Origin of the sequence: Mycobacterium palustre (genome assembly GCF_002101785.1) — a bacterium.
Classification (GTDB): Bacteria; Actinomycetota; Actinomycetes; order Mycobacteriales; family Mycobacteriaceae; genus Mycobacterium; species Mycobacterium palustre.
On sequence record NZ_LQPJ01000090.1, the window covers coordinates 39953 to 64590 of the forward strand.

24 protein-coding genes are annotated in these 24638 nt (G+C 70.8%); 16 read left to right on the forward strand and 8 right to left on the reverse strand.

Annotation, left to right across the window (positions count from 1 at the left end):
• The first annotated feature begins 1 nt into the window (after window position 1).
• The 4 genes from gmk (at window position 2) to metK (ending at window position 3592) form a co-directional block, all read left to right on the forward strand.
• Window positions 2–595: a guanylate kinase gene (gene gmk, locus AWC19_RS09760; protein WP_085077856.1), complete on the forward strand. Its 594-nt coding sequence runs from the start codon at window positions 2–4 to the stop codon at window positions 593–595.
• Between the two features lie 89 nt (window positions 596–684).
• On the forward strand, window positions 685–1008 hold the full coding sequence (gene rpoZ, locus AWC19_RS09765) for a DNA-directed RNA polymerase subunit omega (protein ID WP_067114083.1): 324 nt from the start codon (window positions 685–687) through the stop codon (window positions 1006–1008).
• A 12-nt stretch (window positions 1009–1020) separates the two neighbouring features.
• Window positions 1021–2286 carry a bifunctional phosphopantothenoylcysteine decarboxylase/phosphopantothenate--cysteine ligase CoaBC gene (gene coaBC / locus AWC19_RS09770; RefSeq protein WP_085077857.1) on the forward strand — a complete coding sequence of 422 codons (1266 nt, stop codon included), beginning with the start codon at window positions 1021–1023 and terminating at the stop codon, window positions 2284–2286.
• A gap of 94 nt (window positions 2287–2380) precedes the next feature.
• Window positions 2381–3592, forward strand: coding sequence for a methionine adenosyltransferase (gene metK / locus AWC19_RS09775; protein WP_085077858.1), 1212 nt, complete (start codon window positions 2381–2383; stop codon window positions 3590–3592).
• Here metK and AWC19_RS09780 read toward each other — a convergent pair.
• The gene (locus tag AWC19_RS09780; protein WP_372508672.1) at window positions 3576–4667 is read right to left on the reverse strand and encodes an alkane 1-monooxygenase; all 1092 of its coding nucleotides are present in this window, start codon (window positions 4665–4667) and stop codon (window positions 3576–3578) included. The genes metK and AWC19_RS09780 overlap by 17 nt on opposite strands.
• A gap of 228 nt (window positions 4668–4895) precedes the next feature.
• On the opposite strand from AWC19_RS09780, the gene AWC19_RS09785 reads away from it, so the two are divergent.
• Complete coding sequence (locus tag AWC19_RS09785) at window positions 4896–6515, forward strand: GMC oxidoreductase (protein ID WP_245848878.1); 1620 nt, start codon at window positions 4896–4898, stop codon at window positions 6513–6515.
• On the opposite strand, the gene AWC19_RS09790 is transcribed toward AWC19_RS09785, so the two are convergent.
• The 3 genes from AWC19_RS09790 to AWC19_RS09800 form a co-directional block, all read right to left on the reverse strand.
• Entirely contained in the window at window positions 6516–7994 is a 1479-nt protein-coding gene (locus tag AWC19_RS09790) for a flavin-containing monooxygenase (RefSeq protein WP_085077861.1), read from the reverse strand.
• Between the two features lie 157 nt (window positions 7995–8151).
• Window positions 8152–9126, reverse strand: coding sequence for an alpha/beta hydrolase (locus tag AWC19_RS09795; RefSeq protein ID WP_085077862.1), 975 nt, complete (start codon window positions 9124–9126; stop codon window positions 8152–8154).
• A gap of 22 nt (window positions 9127–9148) precedes the next feature.
• Entirely contained in the window at window positions 9149–10105 is a 957-nt protein-coding gene (locus AWC19_RS09800) for an alpha/beta hydrolase (protein WP_085077863.1), read from the reverse strand.
• Here AWC19_RS09800 and AWC19_RS09805 point away from each other — a divergent pair.
• From AWC19_RS09805 to AWC19_RS09815, 3 genes are all read left to right on the forward strand, one after another.
• The gene (locus AWC19_RS09805) at window positions 10104–10850 is read left to right on the forward strand and encodes a lysoplasmalogenase (protein ID WP_085077864.1); all 747 of its coding nucleotides are present in this window, start codon (window positions 10104–10106) and stop codon (window positions 10848–10850) included. The two genes, AWC19_RS09800 and AWC19_RS09805, sit on opposite strands and share 2 nt — an antisense overlap.
• Before the next feature lie 66 nt (window positions 10851–10916).
• Window positions 10917–12875, forward strand: a complete 1959-nt coding sequence (locus AWC19_RS09810; protein ID WP_085077891.1) for a primosomal protein N' — start codon at window positions 10917–10919, stop codon at window positions 12873–12875.
• Between the two features lie 134 nt (window positions 12876–13009).
• Complete coding sequence (locus AWC19_RS09815; RefSeq protein WP_085077865.1) at window positions 13010–13498, forward strand: MarR family winged helix-turn-helix transcriptional regulator; 489 nt, start codon at window positions 13010–13012, stop codon at window positions 13496–13498.
• 25 nt (window positions 13499–13523) lie between these two features.
• On the opposite strand, the gene AWC19_RS09820 is transcribed toward AWC19_RS09815, so the two are convergent.
• A complete protein-coding gene (locus AWC19_RS09820; RefSeq protein WP_085077866.1) occupies window positions 13524–14342 on the reverse strand; it encodes a class I SAM-dependent methyltransferase in 819 nt (272 codons plus the stop codon).
• Window positions 14343–14464: 122 nt separating this feature from the next.
• Here AWC19_RS09820 and fmt point away from each other — a divergent pair, with 122 nt between their 5' ends.
• The 4 genes from fmt (at window position 14465) to ribD (ending at window position 18643) form a co-directional block, all read left to right on the forward strand.
• Entirely contained in the window at window positions 14465–15397 is a 933-nt protein-coding gene (gene fmt, locus AWC19_RS09825) for a methionyl-tRNA formyltransferase (protein ID WP_085077892.1), read from the forward strand.
• Window positions 15394–16770 (forward strand): RsmB/NOP family class I SAM-dependent RNA methyltransferase, encoded by a 1377-nt coding sequence (locus tag AWC19_RS09830; RefSeq protein ID WP_085077867.1) that lies wholly within the window; start codon window positions 15394–15396, stop codon window positions 16768–16770. The genes fmt and AWC19_RS09830 overlap by 4 nt, the downstream gene beginning before the upstream one ends.
• Window positions 16771–16913: 143 nt before the next feature.
• Entirely contained in the window at window positions 16914–17612 is a 699-nt protein-coding gene (gene rpe, locus AWC19_RS09835; RefSeq protein WP_085077868.1) for a ribulose-phosphate 3-epimerase, read from the forward strand.
• Window positions 17609–18643: a bifunctional diaminohydroxyphosphoribosylaminopyrimidine deaminase/5-amino-6-(5-phosphoribosylamino)uracil reductase RibD gene (ribD, locus tag AWC19_RS09840; RefSeq protein ID WP_085077869.1), complete on the forward strand. Its 1035-nt coding sequence runs from the start codon at window positions 17609–17611 to the stop codon at window positions 18641–18643. The genes rpe and ribD overlap by 4 nt, the downstream gene beginning before the upstream one ends.
• A gap of 70 nt (window positions 18644–18713) precedes the next feature.
• On the opposite strand, the gene AWC19_RS09845 is transcribed toward ribD, so the two are convergent.
• Window positions 18714–20276, reverse strand: a complete 1563-nt coding sequence (locus tag AWC19_RS09845) for an MFS transporter (RefSeq protein WP_085077870.1) — start codon at window positions 20274–20276, stop codon at window positions 18714–18716.
• The gene (locus AWC19_RS09850) at window positions 20273–20980 is read right to left on the reverse strand and encodes an LppX_LprAFG lipoprotein (RefSeq protein ID WP_085077871.1); all 708 of its coding nucleotides are present in this window, start codon (window positions 20978–20980) and stop codon (window positions 20273–20275) included. The genes AWC19_RS09845 and AWC19_RS09850 overlap by 4 nt, the downstream gene beginning before the upstream one ends.
• An 84-nt stretch (window positions 20981–21064) precedes the next feature.
• Between AWC19_RS09850 and AWC19_RS09855 the strand changes: the two genes are divergently transcribed.
• From AWC19_RS09855 to AWC19_RS09870, 4 genes are all read left to right on the forward strand, one after another.
• Window positions 21065–21679 carry a riboflavin synthase gene (locus AWC19_RS09855; RefSeq protein WP_085077872.1) on the forward strand — a complete coding sequence of 205 codons (615 nt, stop codon included), beginning with the start codon at window positions 21065–21067 and terminating at the stop codon, window positions 21677–21679.
• Window positions 21680–21791: 112 nt separating this feature from the next.
• Window positions 21792–23069 carry a bifunctional 3,4-dihydroxy-2-butanone-4-phosphate synthase/GTP cyclohydrolase II gene (locus AWC19_RS09860; protein WP_085077873.1) on the forward strand — a complete coding sequence of 426 codons (1278 nt, stop codon included), beginning with the start codon at window positions 21792–21794 and terminating at the stop codon, window positions 23067–23069.
• Between the two features lie 171 nt (window positions 23070–23240).
• The gene (gene ribH / locus AWC19_RS09865) at window positions 23241–23723 is read left to right on the forward strand and encodes a 6,7-dimethyl-8-ribityllumazine synthase (protein ID WP_085077874.1); all 483 of its coding nucleotides are present in this window, start codon (window positions 23241–23243) and stop codon (window positions 23721–23723) included.
• On the forward strand, window positions 23720–24184 hold the full coding sequence (locus AWC19_RS09870) for a PH domain-containing protein (RefSeq protein ID WP_085077875.1): 465 nt from the start codon (window positions 23720–23722) through the stop codon (window positions 24182–24184). Before ribH ends, AWC19_RS09870 begins: the two co-directional genes overlap by 4 nt.
• Before the next feature lie 49 nt (window positions 24185–24233).
• Here AWC19_RS09870 and AWC19_RS09875 read toward each other — a convergent pair whose 3' ends face one another.
• Window positions 24234–24431, reverse strand: coding sequence for a hypothetical protein (locus tag AWC19_RS09875; RefSeq protein ID WP_085077876.1), 198 nt, complete (start codon window positions 24429–24431; stop codon window positions 24234–24236).
• Between the last annotated feature and the right edge of the window lie 207 nt (window positions 24432–24638).

Here is a 24638-nt window from a genome sequence, read left to right on the forward strand (position 1 = left end):
GGTGAGCGCCGGCGGGGGACCGGGCGCGGGCCGCGTCGTCGTCCTGTCCGGTCCTTCCGCGGTGGGCAAGTCGACCGTGGTCCGGTGTCTGCGGGAGCGGATCCCCAACCTGCAGTTCAGCGTCTCGGCCACCACCCGTGCGCCCCGCCCGGGGGAGGTGGACGGCGTCGACTACCACTTCGTCACGCCCGAGCGCTTCCAGCAGCTGATCGACCGGGGCGAGCTGCTGGAATGGGCGGAAATTCACGGCGGTCTGCACCGTTCGGGCACCCTGGCCCAGCCGGTGCGCGACGCCATCGCGTCCGGGCTCCCCGTGCTCATCGAGGTCGACCTTGCCGGGGCGCGGGCCATCAAGAAGGCGATGCCCGAGGTCCTCACGGTGTTTCTGGCGCCGCCCAGCTGGGAGGACCTGGAAGCCAGGCTGGTCGGCCGCGGCACCGAGACGCCCGAGGCGATGCGGCGCCGCCTGGACACCGCGCGGGTCGAAATGGCGGCCCAGGACGACTTCGACGAGGTCGTGGTCAACCGTCGATTGGAGTCCGCGTGCGCCGAATTGGTATCCTTGCTGGTGGGAACTGCGCCGGGCCCGGCATGAATCGCCCGGCCAGACCAGCCGCCCGATCAGATTCAAGCATCGAAGTGTTTCAGCCGTAACGGCTTTAATCCGCCAGGAGATTGACTTACGTGAGCATTCCGCAGTCCGACGCGTCGCTGACCGCCGTGGACCAGTTCGATCCGTCGGCAGGCGGTCAGGGCGCCTACGACACCCCGCTGGGCATCACCAACCCGCCCATCGACGAGCTGCTCGACCGCGTGTCGAGCAAGTACGCCCTGGTGATTTACGCGGCCAAGCGGGCGCGGCAGATCAACGACTACTACAACCAGCTCGGCGAGGGCATCCTCGAGTACGTCGGGCCGCTGGTCGAGCCCGGCCTGCAGGAAAAGCCCCTGTCCATCGCGCTGCGTGAGATCCACGCCGACCTGCTCGAGCACACCGAGGGCGAGTAACGGGCCGGCGCCGTGGACGAGCGCAGTCGGACCGCGAAAAAGGTCATAGTCGGCGTCTCCGGCGGCATCGCCGCCTACAAGGCGTGCACCGTCGTCCGCCAGCTCGCCGAGGCCGGCCACGAGGTCCGCGTCATCCCCACCGAATCCGCGCTGCGCTTCGTCGGGGCCGCCACCTTCGAGGCGCTGTCGGGCCAGCCGGTGCACACCGGCGTCTTCGACGACGTCCCGGAGGTCCCGCACGTCCAGCTTGGCAAGCACGCCGACCTGGTCGTCGTGGCGCCGGCGACCGCCGACCTGCTGGCCAGGGCCGTGTCCGGCCGGGCCGATGACCTGCTGACCGCGACGCTCCTGACCGCGCGATGTCCGGTGATGTTCGCGCCGGCGATGCACACCGAGATGTGGTTGCACCCGGCCACCGTTGACAACGTGGCCACCCTGCGCCGCCGCGGCGCCGTCGTGCTCGAGCCCGCGTTCGGGCGGCTCACCGGCACCGACAGCGGCGCGGGCAGGCTGCCCGAGGCCGAGGAGATCACCACGCTGGCCCAGCTGCTTTTGGAGCGTCACGACGCGCTGCCCTACGACCTGGCCGGCTGCCGGCTGCTGGTCACCGCCGGCGGCACCCGGGAGCCGATCGACCCGGTCCGCTTCATCGGCAACCGCAGCTCCGGCAAGCAGGGCTACGCGGTGGCGCGGGTCGCCGCCCAGCGCGGCGCCGAGGTCACCCTGATCGCCGGGCACACCGCCGGGCTGATCGACCCCGCCGGCGTCAACGTGGTGCACGTCAGCTCGGCGCAGCAGCTCGGCGAGGCGGTGTCCAAGCACGCGCCCGAGGCGGACGTGCTGGTGATGGCCGCCGCGGTCGCCGACTTCCGGCCCGCACAGGTCGCCGCCGCCAAGATCAAGAAGGGGCCCAACGAGCAGGACGACGCGCCGCTGATCACGCTGGTGCGCAACGACGACGTGCTGGCTGGGGCGGTGCGCGCCCGCGCCCACGGGCAGCTGCCCCGGATGCGCGCCATCGTCGGCTTTGCCGCCGAGACCGGCGACGCCAACGGCGACGTGCTGTTCCATGCCCGGGCGAAACTGCGGCGCAAGGGCTGTGACCTGTTGGTGGTCAACGCCGTCGGTGACAACAAGGCGTTCGAGGTGGACAGCAACGACGGCTGGCTGCTGGCATCCGACGGTACGGAGTCCGCGCTGCAGCACGGGTCCAAGACGCTGGTGGCCAGTCGTATCGTGGATGCGATCGTCTCCTTCCTGCACGGCGGCAGCGGGTAGCCGGGGCTGGCACCGCGCGGCCCCCGCGGGTGCTGGACGATGGACGCGCGCAAGATATAATTCGACTAACTAATTATTGGAAGGGACTGGGATTGTGAGCGAAAAGGGTCGTCTGTTCACCAGTGAGTCGGTGACCGAGGGGCATCCCGACAAGATCTGCGACGCGATCAGCGACTCGGTCCTCGACGCGCTTCTCGCGGACGACCCCCGCTCACGTGTCGCGGTCGAAACGCTCGTCACCACCGGCCAGGTACACGTGGTGGGTGAGGTGACGACGTCGGCCAAGGAGGCGTTCGCCGACATCACGAACACGGTGCGCGCGCGGATTCTCGACATCGGCTACGACTCGTCGGACAAGGGCTTCGACGGGGCGTCGTGCGGGGTGAACATCGGCATCGGCGCGCAGTCGCCCGACATCGCCCAGGGCGTCGACACCGCCCACGAGGCCCGCGTCGAGGGCGCCGCCGACCCGCTGGACTCCCAGGGCGCCGGCGACCAGGGCCTGATGTTCGGCTATGCCATCAACGACACCCCGGAGTTGATGCCGCTGCCCATCGCGCTGGCCCACCGGCTGTCCCGGCGGCTCACCGAGGTGCGCAAGAACGGCGTGCTGCCCTACCTGCGCCCCGACGGCAAGACGCAGGTGACCATCGCCTACGAGGACGACGTCCCGGTCCGGCTGGACACCGTGGTCGTTTCCGCCCAGCACGCCGAGGGGATCGACCTGGAGAAGACGCTGGATCCCGACATCCGCGAGCACGTGCTCAAGGCCGTGCTCGACGAGCTGGCCCACGAGACCCTGGATTCGTCGTCGACGCGGGTGCTGGTCAACCCGACCGGCAAGTTCGTCCTCGGCGGCCCGATGGGCGACGCCGGCCTGACCGGCCGCAAGATCATCGTCGACACCTATGGCGGGTGGGCCCGCCACGGCGGCGGCGCCTTCTCCGGCAAGGACCCGTCCAAGGTGGACCGCTCGGCGGCCTACGCGATGCGCTGGGTGGCCAAGAACATCGTCGCCGCCGGCCTGGCCGAGCGGGTCGAGGTGCAGGTCGCCTACGCCATCGGCAAGGCCGCCCCGGTCGGGCTCTTCATCGAGACGTTCGGCACCGCGACCGTCGACCCGGTCAAGATCGAAAAGATCGTGCCCGAGGTGTTCGACCTGCGGCCCGGCGCGATCATCCGCGACCTGGACCTGCTGCGTCCCATCTACGCGCAGACCGCCGCCTACGGCCACTTCGGCCGCACCGACATCGACCTGCCGTGGGAGCGGCTCGACAAGGTCGACGAGCTCAAGCGCGCGATCTAGGCCCACGCGGCTTGGTGGCGACCAACCGGGTGTCGCCGCCGTAGAAGTCGAGCACCCGGCGGTTCATCACCCGCCGCCACAACGGCGGGACCAGCGCCAGCAACAGCATCGCGCTGTACCCGCTGGGCAGCTGGGGGGCCTCGTCGACGTGGCGCAGCACCTGGTAGGGGCGCAGCGGGTTGGCGTGGTGGTCGGAATGCCGCTGCAGGTGGAATAGCAGGACGTTGGCGATCACCGAGCTGCTGTTCCAGCTGTGCGACGGCCGGACCCGCTCGTAGCGGCCGTTGGGCAGCCGTTGCCGCCGCAGCCCGTAATGCTCCATGTAGTTGACCGTCTCCAGCAGGCAAAAGCCGATGATCGCCTGGCCCGCCAGCCACGGCAGCACGACGGGGCCGAACCATACCGAAAGTACGATGAACAGCGCGACGCTCAGCAGCCAGGCGTTGAGCACGTCGTTGGCCAGAGTCCAGCGCGATTTTCCCAGGGCCGCGAGCCGCGCGGCCTCGAGGCCCCACGCCGAGCGCAGGCTGCCGACCACCGACCGCGGGATGAAGGCGTAGAGGTTCTCGCCGAACCGGGCGCTGGCGGGGTCTTCGGGGGTGGCCACCCGGACGTGGTGTCCGCGGTTGTGCTCGACGAAGAAATGTCCGTAGCAGGTCTGCGCCAGCGCGACCTTGCTCAGGCGCCGTTCCCGCTGTTCGCGCGTGTGCCCCAGCTCGTGCGCGGCGTTGATGGCCAGGCCGCCGATGAGGCCGACCGTCATCATCAACCCGACCTTGTCGACGAGGCTCATCCGCAGCCAGCCCCCGCCGCTCCACAGCCAGCAGCCGAACACCAGCGACAAGTACTGCCCGGGCAGGTACAGGTAGGTGGCCCAGCGATAGAACCGGTCGTGCTCCAGCCAGGCCAGCACGCTGTCGGCGGGATTGGTCGAGTCGGGCCCGACCAGGTGGTCGAGGACGGGGATGACCGCGAACGCCAGGATGGGCACCGCCCACCAGAACGCGCCGAGGCCGGTCGACCACACCACCAGCCAGGCCGGGAACACCAGCACCGGGACGGCCGCCGCCAGCAACCACAGGTACCGCCTGGGTTGCTTCCAGCTCGCGGCCGCGCGCGACCGTGGGGTTGGCGTTCGACAGACCGCCACGCGAGTGCGGGACAAAAGTCCAATTTCCGACGAAAAGCCTGCCATGTCAACGTACAGTAGCGCAGATAGCATACTTCGAGTATGCTTATTGCCAAGTTACTTAAATCACAGTTCGTTATGTAACCGGGCGGCCGGGGGGCGGAGGCAAGGAAAGTGGCTTTCTCGCGGAGACGTTTTCTCGGGGCCGCGGCCGGGCTGGCCGCGGGTGCGGTAAGCGCCGGGGCCATCGAAGCCGCGATGGGCCGCGCCGCGACCACCACGCGGTCCCACTACCGGGCCATCGTCGTGGGCAGCGGCTACGGCGGCGGGGTGACGGCGCTGCGGCTCGGCCAGGCCGGCATCGAGACCCTGATCCTGGAAAAGGGCCGGTGGTGGAACACGCCCGACGAGGACGGCAAGCGGTTCTCGCGGATGCTGCCCGCGGACAACCGCGCGGGCTGGTTCACCTCGGTGCCGCCGAGCCTGGTGCCGTCGTACCGGGGCGTCTCGATGTCACAGGTCGCCAAGCACGCGCCGTCGCCGCAACCGGTGCAGGCCGGGATCTGCGACAAGGCGACCCACGGCGCGCACACGGTGTTCCGTGGCACGGCCGTCGGGGGCGGATCGATGGTCAACGCCGGGATCGCGGCGATCCCGACCGAGGGCCAGGTCCGCGCCGCCTTCCCCGACATCGACCCCGCGGTGTTCCTCGGGACCTACATCGAACGGGCCAAAACCATGCTGCGGATCAGCTATCGCGACATGGACTGGTTCGAGAAGACCCCGTGGTTCCAGTACGCGCGGGTGGGCCGGCGGTATGCCGAGGCGGCCGGCTACAAGGTCGACTACAACGGCAGCTCGTACTCGTTCGACTACATGGAACTCGAAGAGGCGCAACGGGTTCCGCGCTCGGCATTGAACTTCGAACAGCAGTACGGCAACAACTACGGGCGGCTCGGCAGCGTGGACCAGACGTACATCGCGGCCGCGGTGGCCACCGGCAACGTCACCCTCAAGCCGCTGACCGAGGTGACCGGGATCCGCCGCGAGCGTTCCGGCGAATACGTGGTGTCCACCCGCGAGATCGACCGGTTCGGCAGGGAGCTCGCGCGTGCCGAAATCGGTTGTGAGCAACTATTTCTCGCCGCCGGAGTGCTCGGGACCACCGAGATCCTGCTGCGGGCCAGGGAGAAGGGGACGCTGCCGGACCTGAGCCAGGAGGTCGGCCGCGGCTACGGCAACAACGGCGACATCATGGTCGCCCACATGCTGGCGCCCGGCGATCCCGCGGGCACGCAGCAGTCGCTGATGGGGATGATCAACCTCGACGGCCGGGACGATCCGGACAACCCCGTGTACGCCAGCATGTTCTCGCTGCCCCTTCCGGTCGAAACGTTCGCGCTGGGCTATTACGCGATGGTGCGCACCGGCGACCGCGCCGAGATCAGCTACGACCGGGCCAAGGATTCCGTCGCCATCAAGTGGCCGCAGGGCCATACCGACCACCTGCGCCAGCGGGCGCAGCTGGTCTTCGACAAGGTGACCGCGGCCAACGGCGTGGACTACCGTGACGACCTCTTCGAGGGAACGGCGTTCGCGCCGAACACCGTTCACCCGCTGGGCGGGATGGTGCGGGGCATGGCCACCGACGGCTACGGCCGGGTCAAAGGGTACGACAAGCTCTACGTCAACGACGCGTCGCTGCTGCCCGGTTTCCTGGGCTGCAACCCGTTCATGGCCATCACCGCGCTCGCCGAGCGCAACATCGAGGGAATCCTGCAGGGCCGCAGGTGATCACGCGGTGAAGCGGTAGTCGTCCAGATCGAACCGCCGGCTGCGCCAGTAGGCCTCGACCGTGCTGGAGGGGCGAAGCGGCACGTCGCCGTTCTTGTCGAAGTAGTAGCTGTTGGCCAACCGGCAACTGTCCTGCCAGAACACCTGGCGGTGCCGGCGCCGCATCATCTCGGCGAAGTACCGGTCGTTGGCCTCCTGGGTCACCTCGACGCGGGTGGCGCCGTCGCGGCGGGCCCGTTTCAGGCAGCGCACGATGTGGTGGCTCTGCATCTCGATCAGCGCGAAATACGAAGAGCCGACGTAACCGTAGGGCCCGAACACGGTGAACATGTTGGGGAATCCCGGAACGCTGACCCCCTCGTAGGCCTGCAGCCGGTGGTCGTCCCAGAACCGGCTCAGTGATTTCCCGCCGCTTCCGGTCACCGCGAACGTGGGCACGTTGTCGGTGTCCATCACCTTGAAGCCGGTGGCCAGCACCAGCACGTCGATCTCGTGGGCCTCGCCGTCGGTGGTGGCCACCGCGTCGGGGGTGATCTTGTCGATCGGCTCGGTGACCAGCCGGACGTTGTCGCGGTTGAAGGTGGCCAGGTAGCCGTTGTGGAAGCCGGGGCGTTTGCAGCCCATGGCGTAGCGCGGGGTGAGCTTGTCGCGCACCTCGGGGTCCTTGACCTGCTGGCGCAGGTAGGCGAGCCCGGCGGACTCCATGCGTTTGGCGAGCGGGAACACCGTGAAGTAATGCGCGGCGATCGGAAAGGTCAGCTCGACGAAGGCCTGGCTGACCAGCCGCTGCAGCGCCCGGCCGCCCGGGATGCGCATCGCCCAGCGGGCCAGCGCCGGCAGCGGGACGTCGAACTTGGGGAAGCACCAGATCGGCGTGCGCTGAAACACCGTGAGGTGCTTGACGATTGGTGCGATCTCGGGGATGACTTGTACGGCCGAGGCGCCGGTGCCGACGACGGCGACGCGCTTGCCGGTCAGGTCCTGGGTGTGATCCCACCGGGCGGTGTGCATGGTGGTGCCGGCGAACGAGTCCACGCCGTCGATGTCGGGCAGCTTCGGCACGGTGAGCACGCCGCTGGCGCTGATCAAAAAGCGGGCGGTCAGGTCCCCGCCGGGTTCGGTCCGCACCCGCCACAGGTGGTTCTCGTCGTCGAACTGTGCCGATACGACCTTGGTGTTCAACCGGATCCGCGAGCGCAGGCCGTATTTGTCTACGCAGTGCTCGGCGTAGGCCTTGAGCTCGTGGCCCGGGGCGTAGGTGCGCGACCAGCGCGGGCTCTGCTCGAAGGAAAACTGATACGAGAACGACGGAATGTCCACGGCGATACCGGGATAGGTGTTCCAGTGCCAGGTCCCGCCGACGCCGTCGCCGGCCTCGACCACCAGGAAGTCGGGTAGCCGCGCCTTGTCCAGCTCGATCGCCGCGCCGATGCCGGAGAAGCCGGCGCCGACTATCAGGGCGTGGTACTCGGGCTTCATGCGCGCTCGCAGTCGATCGTCCGGGGGTTAGGCCTGCGAGCGGGTCCCCGCTCGACGCTGAGCGTCGCCATCTCCCCACTGTATGGCCGAAGCGGGCGGCTGTTAACGGGTTGACGGCGCAAGGGGCGCCCATCGAATATGCGCGGCGCGCACCGTCCTAGGCGTGCAGGGCCTTGCTCAGCGCGGCCAGCCCGCGCTGGGTGGCTTCCGCGGCGGCGGGTATCACCAGCGAGAAGCTGGCGTAGCCGTGCACCAGGTTCGGCTCGTTGCGGTGCTCGACGGCCACACCCGCGGCGTCGAGCAGTTCGGCGTAGCGGGCGCCGTCGTCGCGCAGCGGATCGTGTTCGGCGGTGCCGATGAAGGCGGCCGGCAATCCGGACAGGTCGGCGGCGTTGGCCGGGGCCAGTGTGACCGGTAGCTGCGTGGGATCGGTGATCTCCAGGTCGGGCAGGTACCACGACAGGAACGCGTCGATCACGTCTTTGTCCAGGATGGGCGCGTGGGCGTTCTCGGTGTGCGACGGCAGCGACAGGTCGGCGGTCACGACCGGGTACCACAGCAGCTGGAATCGCAGCGCCGGCCCGCCATTTTCGCGGGCCAGGTGCGCCATCACCGCGGCGAGGTTACCCCCGGCCGAGTCGCCGGCCACGCCGATCCGGTTCGGGTCACCGCCCAGCTCGGCGGCGTTTTCGGCCACCCACCGCAGCGCGGCCCAGCAGTCGTCGACCCCGGCCGGGAACGGGTGCTCCGGGGCCAGCCGGTAGGCGACCGACACGACGATGGCCCCGGCGCCGACGGCGTGCACGCGGGCCAGCGGATCGTGGGTCTCGAGATCCCCGAGCGCGAACCCGCCGCCGTGGCAGAAGACCACGACGGGCAGGGCCCCGGATGCGCTCGCCGGCCAGTAGATCCGGACGGGAATGCCGGCGAGCCCGCCGTAACCGATCGTGCGCTCCTCGGTCCGCAGGTCGGGCAGCAATTCCGGGGGCACCTTGAGCTGCCGGAGCCTCGAGCGCGCGACCTCGACGCCGTCGGCGGCGTTGAAGGTCATCGGGAAGGCGTCCAGCAACATCTTCAACGTCGGGTCGATGCCCGGCCGGGCCCTGGCCGGCTCGGGGGTCGGCTCGATCATTGGTTCACCGTACGCCCGGTGTTCACCCGTGCAGGGCATTGCGCAGCGCCGCGAGTCCCCGTTCCTGCGCGGCCGTGGCGGCGGGCACGATGCCGGCGTAGCCGAGGTAGCCGTGCACCATCGTCTCGGCGTTGTGCACCTCGACCGGGACGCCGGCGGCGGCCAGCAGCTCGCCGTAGCGGATGCCGTCGTCGCGCAGCGGGTCGTGGCCGGCGACTCCGATGTAGGCCGGCGGCAGGTTCGACAGGTTCGTCGCCCGCCCCGGGGCGAGCCCCGCGGGTGGGTCGCTCGGGTCGAGTTCGCCTGCGTACCAACGGGAGAACTGGGCGATGGCGTGCGTGTCGAGGATCGGGGCGGTGGCGTTCTCGGTGAAGGACGGCAGCGACGGGTCCCACATGGCGGACGGATACCACAGCAGCTGGAAACGCAGCGCCGGCCCGCTGTTGTCACGGCTCGCCTGCGCGGTCGCCGCGGCGATGGTCCCGCCGGCCGAATCCCCGGCGACCGCGATCCGCGACGCGTCGGCGCCGAGCTCGCCGCCGCGCTCGGCGACCCACAGCGTTGCGGCCCAAGCGTCTTCGACCGCGGCGGGGTAGGGGTGCTCCGGCGCCAGTCGGTAGTCGACGGACACCACGATCGCGTCGGCGCCGACCGCGTGCTGGCGCGCCGTGCCGTCGTGGGTGTCGAGGTCGCCCACCACGAAGCCGCCGCCGTGGAAGAACAGCACGACGGGGGCGCCGCCGTCGGGATGGCTTGGAGGCCAGTAGATCCGCACCGGTATCGGGCCGGCCGGGCCGGCGATGGTGCGATCCTCGACCCGCAGCTCGGGATGCAACGGCCGGCGCGGCAGGTCGCGGAACCGTTGCCGCGCCGCGTCGACACCATCGTCAGTTGTTAACCGGAACGGAACCGCATCCAGTACCTTCAGCAGAATGGGGTCGATACCGGGTTTCTCGTCGGCGGTGTCCAAGCTGGGCATGGAAGTACCGTACGCACCCCGCCTGGTGTCCGGCGGCTGGGTGGTGGCCGGCTGGGCGGGCCTCGGCTACGGCGTCTACCTGACCGTGCTCGCGTTGCGCTCGCCGCCCGGAACGGCGTTGACGGGGCACTGGATTCTGCAGCCGCCGTTCAAGGCGTCGATGGCGGTGTTGCTGGCCGCCGCCGCGGTGGCGCACCCGATCGTGCGCGAGCGCCGGTGGTTGATGCCGGCGCTGCTGTTGTCGGCCGTCGGCGACTGGCTGCTGGCGATCCCGTGGTGGACCATGTCGTTCGGGTTCGGGCTGGCCGCATTCCTGCTGGCGCACTTGTGTTTCATCGGCGCGCTGTTTCCGTTGGCCCGGGTGTCGCGCGCGCGGCTGGCCGCAATCGTTTTGATGTGCCTGCTGTCGGTGTCGTTGTTGGCGTTGTTCTGGCCGCACCTCGCGCGTGACAGGCTGACGATTCCGGTGACGCTGTACATGATCGTGCTGACCGCCATGGTCTGCATGGCGCTGCTGGCCGACCTGCCGACGATCTGGACGGCGGTGGGGGCGGTGTGTTTTGCGGCGTCCGACGCGATGATCGCGATCGGCCGGTTCATCCTGTACAACGACGCGCTGGCGGTGCCGATCTGGTGGCTGTACGCCGCGGCCCAGGTCCTGATCACGGCGGGGTTCTTCTTCGGGCGCGAGGAGCCCTACTACGAGCCGGACTACGAGGACTATTACGAGCCCGACGAAGGATAATTGTCGGTTCTGTTGCCCAGCAAGGTAATTGCCGTCGAGGTAGAACCGATCGCCCGGGTGCTGCCGATGCTCTCGGTGCCCCACTTGGACCGCGAGTTCGATTATCTGGTTTCCGCCGAGCAGTCCGACGACGCCCAGCCGGGCGTTCGGGTGCGGGTGCGGTTCCACGGCCGGCTGGTGGACGCGTTCGTTTTGGAGCGCCGCAACGACACCGACCACGCCGGCAAGCTGGGCTGGCTGGACCGCGTCGTGTCGCCGGAACCGGTGCTGACAACGGAGATTCGGCGGCTGGTCGACGCGGTGGCGGCGCGCTACGCGGGGACCCGGGCCGACGTGTTGCGGCTCGCGGTGCCCCCGCGGCACGCCCGGGTCGAGCGGGAGCCGGCGCCGGCGCTGCCGTCGCCGGCGGTCGGGCCCGTCGACCCCTCGGGCTGGGAGGCGTACGGGCGCGGCGCGCAGTTCCTGGCGGCCCTGGCCGAGTCGCGCGCCGCCCGCGCCGTGTGGCAGGCGCTGCCGGGCGAGTCGTGGGCCGACCGATTCGCCGACGCCGCCGCGCAAACCGTCCGGGCCGGACGCTCCGCGCTGGCGATCGTGCCCGACCAGCGCGACCTGGACACCCTGTGGCTTGCCGCGACCGCCCGGATCGACGAGCGCCGCGTCGTGGCGCTGTCGGCGGGCCTGGGCCCGGCGGCCCGCTACCGGCGCTGGCTCGCGGCGCTGCGGGGCACCGCGCGGCTGGTAATCGGCACGCGCAGTGCGGTATTCGCGCCGCTGAGCGACCTGGGCCTGGTGATGGTGTGGGCCGACGCCGACGACAGCCTGGCCGAGCCGCGGGCGCCGTACCCGCACGCCAGGGAGGTGGCGATGCTGCGCGCGCATCAGGCGCGCTGTGCGGCGCTGATCGGCGGCTACGCGCGGACCGCCGAAGCCCACGCGCTGGTGCGCAGCGGGTGGGCGCACGACATCGTCGCGGCCCGGCCGGTGGTGCGGGCCCGCACCCCGCGGGTGGTCGCCCTCGACGACAGCGGCTACGCGCAGGAACGCGACCCCGCGGCCCGCACCGCGCGGATCCCGTCGACCGCGCTGCGCGCCGCCCGCTCGTCGCTGCAGTCCGGTGCGCCGGTGCTGGTGCAGGTGCCCCGTCGCGGCTACGTGCCCTCGCTGGCCTGCGCCCGGTGCCGCGCCATCGCGCGCTGCCGGCACTGCACGGGCCCGCTCTCACTGGCCGAGTCCCTGCAGGACCGGGGCGCGCCCGGCGTGGTGTGCCGCTGGTGCGGGCGCTTCGATCCGGCGCCGCGCTGCGCGCGGTGCGGCTCGGAGGCGATCCGGGCGGTGGTCGTCGGGGCGCGGCGCACGGCCGAGGAGCTGGGCCGGGCGTTCGCCGGTACCCCCGTCGTCACGTCGGCGGGCGAGGCGATCGTGGCGGAGGTGGCCGCCCGGCCGGCCCTGGTCGTCGCCACGCCGGGCGCCGAGCCGCGCGCGGCGGGCGGCTACGGGGCCGCCCTGCTGCTGGACACCTGGGCGCTGCTGGGGCGGCAGGACCTGCGCGCGGCCGAGGACGCGCTGTGGCGCTGGATGACCGCCGCCGCGCTGGTGCGGGCCCGCGGCGACGGCGGGGTGGTGATGGTAGTCGCCGAATCAACAATCCCCACAGTGCAATCGCTGATCCGCTGGGATCCGGTGGGGCACGCCGAGGCCGAGCTGGCGGCGCGGGCGGAGGTCGGCCTGCCGCCCAGCGTGCACATGGCCGCGATCGACGGTGCGGCCGAGGCGGTTTCGGCGCTGCTCGACGAGGTCCGGCTGCCCGACGGGGCCGACGTGCTCGGCCCGGTGGACCTTCCCCCCGGCGTGCGCCGCCCGGCGGGCACGCCCCCGGACGTGCCGGTGACCCGGATGCTGGTGCGGGTGCCCCGCGAGCACGGCCTGACGCTGGCGTCGGCGTTGCGCCGCGGCGTGGGGGTGCTCAGCGCCCGGCAGAACACCGAGCCGGTGCGGGTGCAGGTCGACCCGCTGCACATCGGTTAGCGAATCGCCCCTTGGGCGATAGTATGGGTGGGAAACAGTTCCTGAGTTCGACATTGGAAGGCTTTTACACTTCCTACTCATTGGCCTACTCTTTGGCCCGCTGATAGCCCGGGGGCACCCGGAGGAGGGGCGCGATGGCGGCGGACAACACGACGACGGCCGACGAGTCTTTGGACGTGATCACCGATGCGTTGCTGACGGCCTCCCGGTTGCTGATGGCGATATCGGCGCGTTCGGTGGGTCAGGTCGACGAGACGATCACCATTCCGCAGTTTCGGACGCTGGTGATCCTGTCCAACCGGGGCCCGGTCAATTTGGCCACGCTGGCCGGTCTGCTGGGCGTGCAGCCGTCGGCGACGGGACGCATGGTCGACAGGCTGGTGGCGGCCGGGCTCATCGACCGCCTGCCGCACCCGACGTCCCGGCGCGAACTGCTGGCCGCGCTGACCAAGCGCGGACGCGAGGTCGTGCGCCGGGTCACCGAGTACCGGCGCGCCGAGATCGCCGCCATCGTGGAGAAGATGCCGCCGCCCGAGCGCCACGGCCTGGTGCGGGCGCTGACCGCGTTCACCGCCGCCGGCGGCGAGCCGGACGTCCACCTCGACGCGGAGATCGATCTCTAGCCGCTCTCGGCGCGCGCACGCCGGCTCAGCGCTTTCGGGCGGTGAACAGCAGGTACTCCCACCGCATCGCGCCGTCGACCAGGTACTGCTGCGCCAGTTCGACGAGCTGCGCGTCGAGCTCGGCGACCAGCACCGGGTTGTGGCCGATGTTGGCGTACGCCTCGATCGTCGGACCGTAGTGCGCCTTGAAGTAGCCGTGCACGGCGTCGGCGCTGTCGAACCGGTTGACGTGCAGGTCGCACCGCGCCGTCCTGACGGGCTCGACGCGGTCGCCGAACAGGCCCGCGACGTATCCTTCGCGTCCCCACAACGCCGCCGGGGGCACCGCCGGCGACAGGCTCGGCCGGTACGGCCTGATGGTGGCCAGCATCCGGCCGAAGAATCCCTCGGGGGTCCAGCTGATCACGCCGATCGTCCCGCCGGGTCGGCAGACCCGGACCAGTTCGTCGGCCGCGCGCTGCTGCTGCGGTGCGAATTGCACGCCGATCGCCGATATCACGGCGTCGAACTCGCCGTCGCCGAACGGCAGCGCCTGCGCGTTGGCTTCGCGGTATTCCAGCGTCAGCCCCTGCGCCGCGGCCCTGGCTTGCGACCGCTGCAGCAGCTCGGGGGTGAGGTCGGTGGAGACGACCGTCGCCCCCGCCCTGGCGGCGGGCAGCGAGATGTTCCCCGAGCCCGCGGCGACGTCGAGCACCCGAACGCCCGGCCCGATGCCCGTGGCGGCCACCAGGATCGGACCCAGCGGCGCCATCACCTCCTCGGCCATCAGCGCGTAGTCACCCAGCGCCCACATCGTCCGGTGCGCCGCCGCGATCTCGTCGCGAGCAGTGGTCTCAAGAGTCATCCGACCTCCTTTTGGTGCGGGCTCTAGCGCGAACCCTTACTACCGACAATTGTATGTGTTAGCAACAGTATACTAATGCAACTGATCGGGGCGCGCCGCGGGAAAGTTCCTAGACTGTGCCGGTGCGCCTCGTCTTCGCCGGCACCCCCGAGCCCGCGCTGCCCGCGCTGCGTCGCCTCGCCGACTCGCCGCGACACGAGGTGATCGCCGTGCTGACCCGGCCCGATGCGGCCTCCGGCCGGCGCGGCAGGCCCGAGCCGTCGCCGGTGGCCCGGGAGGCTTTGGACCGCGGCATTCCGGTGCTTCGGCCGTCGCGGCCGAACTCGCCGGAGTTCGTCGCCGAGCTCGCCGGGCTGGCGCCGGACTGCTGTCCGGTGGTGGCCTACGGGGCGCTGCTGCGCAAGGACCTGCTCGCCGTGCCCCCGCACGGCTGGGTGAATCTGCACTTCTCGCTGCTACCCGCCTGGCGCGGCGCGGCGCCCGTGCAGGCCGCCATCGCCGCCGGGGACACCATCACCGGCGCGACCACCTTCCGGATCGAACCGAGCCTGGACTCCGGACCGGTCTACGGCGTCGTCACCGAAGCTATCCGGCCGACCGACACCGCGGGCGATCTGCTTGAGCGCCTTGCCGTTTCGGGGGCGGCGCTGCTGTCGGCCACCTTGGACGGGATCGAAGACGGGACGCTGGTGCCGCGGCCGCAGCCGGCCGACGGGGTCAGCGTCGCGCCGAAGGTCACCGTCGAGCAGGCCCGGGTACGCTGGAACCTGCCGGCGGCGGTGGTGGAGCGCCGGATTCGCGCCGTCACGCCCAACCCGGGCGCCTGGACGCTGATCGGTGACCTGCGGGTCAAGCTGGGGCCGGTGCAGATCGACGCGGCCGCGCCGGAACCGTTGCCGCCCGGCGCGATTCGCGCCGACCGCAAGAGCGTCTGGGTCGGCACCGGTTCGGATCCGGTGCGGCTTGGCCAGATCCAGCCGCCCGGAAAGAAATTCATGAACGCCGTCGACTGGGCGCGAGGCGCCCGACTCGCCCCCGCCGCGCGGGCGTCATGAGCCGCAAACCGCAGCGGCGGCGCCGGCCGCTGGACCCCGCACGTGCCGCGGCGTTCGAGGTGCTCCGCGCCGTCACCGAGCGCGACGCGTACGCGAACCTGGCCCTGCCCGCGCTGCTGCGTGAGCGCGGAATCGGCGGCCGCGACGCCGCTTTCGCCACCGAACTGACCTACGGCACCTGCCGCACCCGCGGCCTGCTCGACGCGATCATCGGCGCGGCGGCCGGACGCCCGCCGGAAGCCATCGACCCGGTGCTGCTCGACCTGCTCAGGCTGGGCGCCTATCAGCTGTTGCGCACCCGGGTCGACGCGCACGCCGCGGTGTCCACCACCGTCGAACAGGCCGCCATCGAATTCGACTCGGCGCGAGCGGGTTTCGTCAACGGGGTGCTGCGCACCATCGCCATCCGGGACGAGAAGTCCTGGGTCGACGAGCTGGCCCCCGACCCGTCGCGGGACCCGGTCGGCCACGCCGCGTTCGTGCACGCCCACCCGCGCTGGATCGCCCAGGCGTTCGCCGACGCGCTGGGGGCGGCCGCCACCGAGCTCGACGCGGTGCTGGCCAGCGACGACGCCCGTCCCCAGGTGCACCTGGCGGCGCGGCCCGGGGTGCTTGGCGCCGCCGAGCTGGCCGAGGCGGTGGGCGGCACGCTCGGCCGCTATTCGCCGTACGCGGTGTACCTGCCGGGCGGCGATCCCGGGCGGCTGGCGCCGGTGCGCGACGGGGCGGCGCTGGTCCAGGACGAGGGCAGCCAGCTGGTGGCCCGCGCGCTGACGCTGGCGCCGGTCGACGGCGACACCGGGCGGTGGCTGGACCTGTGCGCGGGGCCCGGCGGCAAGACCGCGCTGCTGGCCGGGCTGGGGGCCAAAGCCGGCGCCCGGGTCACGGCGGTCGAGTCGGCGCCGCGCCGCGCCGACATGGTGGTGGCGAACACCCGCGGGCTTCCGGTCGACGTGCTGCGCGTCGACGGGCGGGACAGCGGGCTCGAGCCTATCTTCGACCGGGTGCTCGTCGACGCGCCCTGCACCGGCCTGGGCGCGTTGCGCCGCCGGCCCGAGGCCCGGTGGCGGCGCCAGCCGGCCGACGTGCCGGTGCTGGCCAAGTTGCAGCGCGAGCTGCTGGCCGCGGCGATCGCGCTGACCCGGCCCGGCGGCGTGGTGCTGTACGCGACCTGTTCGCCGCACCTCGCCGAAACCGTCGGGGTCGTGGGCGACGCGCTGCGCCGCCAGCCCGTGTCGGCGCTGGACACGACGCCGCTGTTCGAGCCCGCGGACCTGGCGGAGGGTCCCGCGGAGGGCTCGGTGCAGCTGTGGCCGCACCGGCACGGCACCGATGCCATGTTTGCCGCCGCGCTGCGCCGCTTGCCGGGGTAGCGTGGCGGCGAACCAAACCATGAGGCTGCCGCCGCGCTGCGCCGCTTGCCGGGGTAGCGTGGCGGCGAACCAAACCATGTTTGCCGCCGCGCTGCGCCGCGCCTGACGTGAGATAGGGCGCCGGGCTGCGTAGTCTGTCGCTCATGCCTCGCAGTGCGGGACCCCCCGGGGGGCCTCTGATCGCGCCGTCGATCCTGTCCGCGGACTTCGCTCGGCTCGCCGACGAAGCGGCCGCCGTGCGCGGCGCCGACTGGCTGCATGTCGACGTGATGGACAACCACTTCGTGCCGAACCTGACCATCGGCCTGCCGGTGGTGGAAAGCCTGTTGGCCGCCTCCAGCATCCCGATGGACTGCCATCTGATGATCGAGGACCCGGACCGCTGGGCGCCCCCGTACGCCGAGGCGGGCGCCTACAACGTCACCTTCCACGCCGAGGCCACCGACAACCCGGTCGGGGTCGCGCGCGACATTCGCGCCGCGGGCGCCAAAGCGGGGATCAGCGTGAAGCCCGGCACCCCGCTCGAGCCCTACCTGGAAATCCTGCCGCACTTCGACACCCTGCTGATCATGTCGGTCGAGCCCGGCTTCGGCGGGCAGAGCTTCATCCCCGAGGTGCTCGGCAAGGTCCGCACCGCCCGCAAGATGATCGATGCGGGGGAGCTGAGCATCCTGGTCGAGATCGACGGCGGCGTCAACGAGGACACCATCGAACAGGCCGCCGAGGCCGGCGTCGACTGCTTCGTCGCCGGGTCGGCGGTCTACGGGGCGGAAGATCCGGCGGCCGCGGTAGCGGCATTGCGCCGGCAGGCCGCCGCCGCGTCACCGCACCTGCGCGCATGAACCAGCCGTCCAGCCAGTCGGTCGAAAGCCTAGACGCGGCAATGCGTTTGGCGATCGAGCACTCCTATCACGTCAAGGGCACCACCTACCCGAACCCCCCGGTCGGCTGCGTGATCGTCGACACCCAGGGCCGCGTCGTCGGGGTGGGTGCCACCGAGCCCGCCGGCGGTGACCACGCCGAGGTGCTGGCCCTGCGCCGGGCCGGGGGCCTGGCCGCCGGGGGCATCGCCGTGGTCACGCTCGAGCCGTGCAACCACTACGGCAAGACCCCGCCGTGCGTCAACGCCCTGATCGAGGCGAGGGTGAGCGCCGTCGTCTACGCGGTGGCCGACCCGAACGGGATCGCCGGCGGGGGCGCGGGCCGGCTGCAGGCGGCGGGCGTGCAGGTGCGGTCCGGCGTGCTGGCCGACCAGGTGACCGCAGGACCGCTGCGGGAGTGGCTGCACAAGACGCGGACCGGGCTGCCGCACGTGACGTGGAAGTACGCCAGCAGCGTCGACGGCCGCAGCGCCGCCGCCGACGGGACCAGCCAGTGGATCTCCAGCGAGGCGTCCCGCTCCGACCTACACCGTCGCCGCGCCATCGCCGACGCGATCGTGGTCGGGACGGGCACCGTGCTGGCCGACGATCCGGCGTTGACCGCCCGGCTGCCCGACGGCTCGCTGGCGGACCGCCAGCCGCTGCGGGTCGTGGTGGGCATGCGTGAAATACCGCCGGAGGCAAAGGTTCTCAACGACGATTCGCGCACCATGGTGATCCGCACCCACGACCCGATGGAGGTCATCAAGGCGCTGTCGGACCGCACCGACGTGCTGCTGGAGGGCGGCCCGACCCTGGCCGGGGCCTTCCTGCGGGCCGGGGCGATCAACCGCATCCTGGCCTACGTCGCCCCGATCCTGTTGGGTGGTGCCAACACCGCCGTCGACGACGTCGGGGTGCCCACCATCGCGCGGGCGTTGCGGTGGCACTTCGACGGCATCGACCGGGCCGGCCCCGACCTGGTGCTCAGCCTGGTGCCGCACGGCGACTAGACCTGCTGGCGGCGACCCGCGTCGCCCGGCTCCGCCGCGCTCGCGATCGCCGCGACCCCGCTGGCGGGGCTCAGGGGGTGCGCGCCGGGCTGGTCGCGGGCCGCTGCTCGGGAACCTCGGGTTCCCCGGCGTGTTCCTTGCGGCCGCCGACCAGCAGGCCGAGCAGCGCCCCGGCCACGCAGATGGCGACGGTGACCTCGAAGATGTCGCCGTACATCATCGCGAACGCCTTCAGGTACATCGAGCCCTGCGCAGCCACGCGCTCGAACAGGGTGGCGTTGGCGGGGATGGCCGCGGTGAGCCCGGCCACGATCTGGTTGAACCGGTAAAAGCCCCACGCGGTCAGCGCGGCCACACCGATCAGCATGCCCGTCATGCGGGCCACGACCACCGCCGCGGAGGCGATGCCGTGCTGCGCGGCGGGCACCACCCGCAGCGCGGCCGACGACAGCGGCCCGATCACCAGGCCCAAACCGAGGCCGGCGACCAGCAGGTCGGCGTGCAGCGCGGGCACGTTGAGCAACCCGAAGATGTTGTGCCGGTGCCCCATGACGTCTTCGCGCCAGTAGTGAATCAGCCAGTACCCATAGGCGGCGATCAAGAGCCCGATGAACGTCATGGCGCGGTCGCCGATCCGGGTGGCGATCCACCCACCCAGCACCGCGCCGATCGGCAGCGCGATGAGGAACCACAGCAACAGCCCGGCCGCCTGGTTCTGGTCCATCTGCAGCACGCCCTGGCCGAACAGCTCCACATCGACCAGCGTCACCATCAGCGCCGCGCCGGCGGTCAACGAGGCGCCCAGCGCCGCCAAAAACGGCCGGAACCGCACCCCGGCCGGGTCGATCAGCCGGGTGCGCGAGAAGCGCTCCCACACCACGAAGGCCACGGCGGCGACGGCCGCCCCGATCACCAGCGGCAGGCCGTAGCTCGGCAGCACATGTTTGCCGTCCGGGTTGGGGTTGTACAGCCCGATCACGGCGAGGCCCAACGCCAGCGCCAGCAGCAGGCCGCCGACCAGATCGATCCGCTCGGGCTCGTCGGTGCGTTGCCGCGCCGGCAGGCTGAACTGGATCATCACCATCGCGATCAGCGTCAGCGGGACGTTGATCCAGAACACGTACCGCCAGTCGTGGAACAAGAAGACGATGAAGATGCCGTAGAGGGGGCCCAGCACGCTGCCCAGCTCCTGCGCGGCGCCGATGCCGCCCAGCACGCCGGCGCGGTTGCGCTGCGACCACAGGTCCGCGCCCAAAGCCAGCGTCACCGGCAACAGGGCGCCGCTGGCGATGCCCTGGATGGTCCGCCCGGCGATCAGCAGGTGGAAGTCGCCGAAGCCGCCGGCCAGTGCGGTGACCACCGACCCGACGATGAACAGCCCCAGGCTGGCCTGCAGCAGCAGCTTGCGGCCGAAGCGGTCGGAGGCGCGGCCCAGCAGCGGCATGGCGGCGATGTAGCCCAGCAGGTACATCGTGACGATCCAGGTGATGCGCTGCAGCTGGTTAACCGGGATCCCGACGTCGTGCATGATGTCGCGCATGATGGTGACCACGACGTAGGTGTCGAGGGCACCCAGCAGCACGGCGAGGCTGCCGGCGCTGATCGCGACGCGGCGCCCGGTCTGCGCGGTCACGAGCTCACCGGGGGCTTGGTGACGTTGACCGCCTCGCCCCAGTTGGAAAAGGTCATCTGCACCGAGTTGCCCTCGCTCTTCTGCAGGCTGGCCTGGACCAGCTGATGCTCGCCGGTCTCCTGGATCCACACCGTGGCCGGCACCGGCTGCGACGCGTTGAAGGGGGGCACGAGCTTGTTCACCGCGTCCGCGGAGACGTTCCCGCTGATCTTGATCGTGGTCTGCCCGTTGATGGTCTCGCGCCCCTCGGCCTTGGCGTTGCTGAAGTTGTTCAGCGCGTTGGCCAGTCCGGTGTCGGGGTTCAGGATCACAGACACGTCGTAGATGTCGGAGGCCTTCCCGAAATCGCTCCACTTGTTCGGGGTGAGCGTGGCGTACAGGTCGCCGTCGACGACCGCGAAATCGACCTGAATGTCAGACCCCCCGAGTGTGATGGTGGCGTTCCCGGACGCGGCGGTCGCCGGTGTGACCGTGAGGTCACCGGTCAGCGTTTTGATCGGCATCCCGGTGATCTTTCCGCTCACCGATAACACGAGGTGGCCGCTCTTGACGTTCTTGGTCGTTTGGGCGGACTGCTTGACCAGGGTCGTTGCGTCGGGAAGCGGCGCACCGCTCTGTTTCGAGCCCGACGAGCATCCGGCGATCAAAGCGGTGGCGAAGGTCAGGGAAGCGAGGACGGCCATTAGACGGTGGCGTGTCTGCATACCCAGCATCGTAGAGGGTGCCGGTGACCGGCCCTCCGGATGCGGGCCGGGCCGACCCGCGCATTGGCGCATTAACCTGGTGCAATGTTCACCGGAATTGTCGAGGAGCTCGGCGAGGTAACCGGCCGGGATCTGCTCGCGGATGCCGCGCGGCTGACGCTTCGCGGGCCCGTGGTCACCGCCGACGCGCGCCACGGCGATTCGATCGCCGTCAACGGCGTGTGCCTGACGGTCGCCGAGCTGCTGCCGGACGGCCAATTCACCGCCGACGTGATGGGGGAGACCCTCAACCGGTCCAACCTGGGCGAATTGCAGGTCGGCGGCCGGGTGAACCTCGAGCGCGCCGCGGCCGTCAACAGCCGGCTGGGCGGCCACATCGTGCAGGGCCACGTCGACGGCACCGGCCAGATCGCGTCCCGGGCGCCCTCGGAGCATTGGGAAGTGGTGCGCATCGAGGTGCCCGCTGAGGTGGCCCGCTACGTCGTCGAGAAGGGCTCGATCACCGTCGACGGGATTTCCTTGACGGTGTCCGGGGTCGGCGACGAGCCACGCCACTGGTTCGAGGTGTCGCTGATCCCCACCACGCGAGAGATGACGACGTTGGGCCGCGCGCCGGTCGGAACGCGGGTGAACCTCGAGGTCGACGTCATCGCCAAATACGTCGAGCGCTTGATGGCCGCGCAATCACCCCGCGAATAGGGGCGGGCCGCCGCCCGCGGCCGCGCGGCAATAACCGGGGGCGCTCGGTGGTTCATACTGAATGCGACACTGGGCTTGCCCCCACGAGCCCTACGACAGCAAGGCAGAAGCGATGACGAGGTTGGACTCCGTCGAAAGGGCGGTTGCCGACATTGCGGCGGGTAAGGCCGTGATCGTCATCGACGACGAGGACCGCGAGAACGAGGGCGACCTGATCTTCGCCGCCGAAAAGGCGACGCCGGAGATGGTGGCCTTCATGGTCCGCTACACCTCGGGCTATTTGTGCGTCCCGCTGGACGGCGCGATTTGCGACCGGCTGGGGTTGCTGCCGATGTACGCGGTGAACCAGGACAAGCACGGCACCGCCTACACCGTCACCGTCGACGCCAAAAACGGAGTCGGCACCGGGATTTCGGCTTCGGATCGGGCGACCACGATGCGGCTGCTTGCCGACCCCGCCAGCGTCGCCGACGACTTCACCCGCCCAGGTCACGTGGTTCCGTTGCGCGCCAAGGACGGTGGCGTGTTGCGCCGGCCCGGCCACACCGAGGCCGCCGTCGACCTCGCCCGGATGGCGGGGCTGCAGCCCGCCGGCGCGATCTGCGAGATCGTCAGCCAGAAGGACGAGGGCGCGATGGCCCAGACCGACGAGCTGCGCGTCTTCGCCGACGAGCACGATCTCGCGCTGATCACCATCGCCGACCTGATCGAGTGGCGCCGCAAGCACGAGAAGCACATCGAGCGGATCGCCGAGGCGCGGATCCCGACGCGGCACGGGGAGTTTCGCGCGATCGGCTACGCCAGCATCTACGAGGACGTCGAGCACGTGGCGCTGGTTCGCGGCGAGATCGCCGGCCCGCACGCCGACGGCGACGACGTGTTGGTCCGGGTGCACTCGGAATGCCTGACCGGCGACGTGTTCGGTTCGCGGCGCTGCGACTGCGGGCCGCAGCTCGACGCGGCGATGGCGATGGTGGCGCGCGAGGGCCGCGGCGTGGTGCTCTACATGCGCGGCCACGAGGGCCGCGGCATCGGGCTGATGCACAAGCTGCAGGCCTACCAGCTGCAGGACGCCGGCGCCGACACCGTCGACGCGAACCTCAAGCTCGGCTTGCCGGCCGACGCAAGGGATTACGGGATCGGCGCGCAGATCCTCGTCGACCTCGGGGTCCGCTCGATGCGCCTGCTGACCAACAACCCGGCCAAGCGGGTCGGGCTGGACGGGTACGGGTTGCACATCATCGAGCGGGTGCCGCTGCCGGTGCGGGCTAACGCCGAAAACATCCGCTACCTGATGACCAAGCGTGACAAGATGGGCCACGACCTGGCCGGCCTGGACGACTTTCACGAATCCGTCCATCTCCCAGGGGAATTCGGCGGTGCTTTGTGAGGAGCGGCGCCTATGAGCCGCGCCGGCGACGATGCAGAACGAAGTGATGAGGAGGAGCGGCGCCTATGAGCCGCGCCGGCGACGATGCAGAACGAAGTGATGAGGAGGAGCGGCGCCCATGAGCCGCGCCGGCGACGATGCAGAACGAAGTGATGAGGAGGAGCGGCGCCCATGAGCCCAGCCGCCGGCGTGCCGGAACTGCCATCGGTCGACGCGTCCGGCCTGCGGCTCGGCATCGTCGCGAGCACCTGGCACACCGAAATCTGTGATGCGCTGCTGGCCGGCGCCCGCAAAGCCGCCGCCGACTCGGGGATCGACGATCCGACGGTGGTGCGGGTGCTCGGCGCGATCGAGATCCCGGTGGTGGCCCAGCAGCTTGCCTCCAACCATGATGCCGTCATCGCCCTGGGCGTCGTGATCCGCGGCGAGACACCGCATTTCGAGTACGTCTGCGATTCGGTCACCCAGGGGCTGACCCGCGTCGCCCTGGACGCCTCCACGCCGGTCGCCAACGGGGTGTTGACCACCGACACCGAGGAGCAGGCGCTGGCCCGGGCGGGGCTGCCCACCTCGGTCGAGGACAAGGGCGCCCAGGCCGCCGGGGCCGCGCTCACCGCCGCGCTGACGCTGCGCGACCTGCGCGCGCGGTCGTGACGTCCTCGCCGACGGGTGAGGCATGGGACGTCGAGGTGCGCCCCCACCGCTCGCCGCCCTTCATCTACGCCGCGGCGTTGGTGATCGCCGCCGCCCACATCGCGGTGGGCGTGGCGCTCAAGATGCGGTCCAGCGGGGTGATCTTCCAGACATCCGACCAGGTCGCGATGGCCGTCCTGGGGTTGGTGATCGCCGGCATCGTGGTGCTGTTCGCGCGGCCCCGGCTGCGGGTGGGCCCCTCCGGGCTATCGGTGCGAAACCTGTTGGGCTACCGGCTGATTCGCTGGCCGGACGTGGTCGGTGTGTCGTTTCCCCAAGGCAGCCGATGGGCGCGGATCGACCTGCACGACGACGAGTACATCCCGCTGATGGCGATCCAGGCCGCCGACCGGGAGCGCGCCGTGGCCGCCATGGACACGGTCCGGTCGTTGGTGGCCAAATACCGTCCCGACCCCCGCTGAGGGCCCATCCGATCGCCCGATCGCCCGACGGCCGAGGCTTTGTCGGGGCTCACCACCCCCAGTCGTCCTCGTCCAGCACGTCCACGGTGAGGTCGTTGTCGGCGGCGCTCTTCGTGCCGTAGGCGAAGGTGAGCAGGGTCTGGTCGTGGGGGAGAGGCTCGACCCCGACGACGGTGGCGTGCCCAATCTTCATCCGGATCCTGTCCCCGGGCTGCAGTTGGTCGACACGTTTAAGCGGCACGTTCACCCATCAACGCTGAACACGCGGTCGCTGCGGCGCAGTCGGGCAACGGCGACCTCGTCGAACTCCCGTCTTCGATATGCCGGCGCCCCGGATCGAAACGACGTGGCTTGGTGTGCGCCATGTGACAAATGATGACACCCGATCGACCGGCCGGTACCGATTACGGCGAATGAATACGCGGCGGCACCCTCGCCCGAGCAGCAGCCGCGT

Coding starts and splice junctions, on each gene's coding strand:
- AWC19_RS09790 (WP_085077861.1), bottom strand. CDS start 7,994: ATGAAGCCCGAGTACCACGCCCTGATAGTCGGCGCCGGCTTCTCCGGC.
- AWC19_RS09795 (WP_085077862.1), bottom strand. CDS start 9,126: ATGATCGAGCCGACCCCCGAGCCGGCCAGGGCCCGGCCGGGCATCGAC.
- AWC19_RS09805 (WP_085077864.1), top strand. CDS start 10,104: ATGGAAGTACCGTACGCACCCCGCCTGGTGTCCGGCGGCTGGGTGGTG.
- AWC19_RS09800 (WP_085077863.1), bottom strand. CDS start 10,105: ATGCCCAGCTTGGACACCGCCGACGAGAAACCCGGTATCGACCCCATT.
- AWC19_RS09810 (WP_085077891.1), top strand. CDS start 10,917: ATGCTCTCGGTGCCCCACTTGGACCGCGAGTTCGATTATCTGGTTTCC.
- AWC19_RS09815 (WP_085077865.1), top strand. CDS start 13,010: ATGGCGGCGGACAACACGACGACGGCCGACGAGTCTTTGGACGTGATC.
- AWC19_RS09820 (WP_085077866.1), bottom strand. CDS start 14,342: ATGACTCTTGAGACCACTGCTCGCGACGAGATCGCGGCGGCGCACCGG.
- AWC19_RS09830 (WP_085077867.1), top strand. CDS start 15,394: ATGAGCCGCAAACCGCAGCGGCGGCGCCGGCCGCTGGACCCCGCACGT.
- rpe (WP_085077868.1), top strand. CDS start 16,914: ATGCCTCGCAGTGCGGGACCCCCCGGGGGGCCTCTGATCGCGCCGTCG.
- ribD (WP_085077869.1), top strand. CDS start 17,609: ATGAACCAGCCGTCCAGCCAGTCGGTCGAAAGCCTAGACGCGGCAATG.
- AWC19_RS09850 (WP_085077871.1), bottom strand. CDS start 20,980: ATGCAGACACGCCACCGTCTAATGGCCGTCCTCGCTTCCCTGACCTTC.
- AWC19_RS09855 (WP_085077872.1), top strand. CDS start 21,065: ATGTTCACCGGAATTGTCGAGGAGCTCGGCGAGGTAACCGGCCGGGAT.
- AWC19_RS09860 (WP_085077873.1), top strand. CDS start 21,792: ATGACGAGGTTGGACTCCGTCGAAAGGGCGGTTGCCGACATTGCGGCG.
- ribH (WP_085077874.1), top strand. CDS start 23,241: ATGAGCCCAGCCGCCGGCGTGCCGGAACTGCCATCGGTCGACGCGTCC.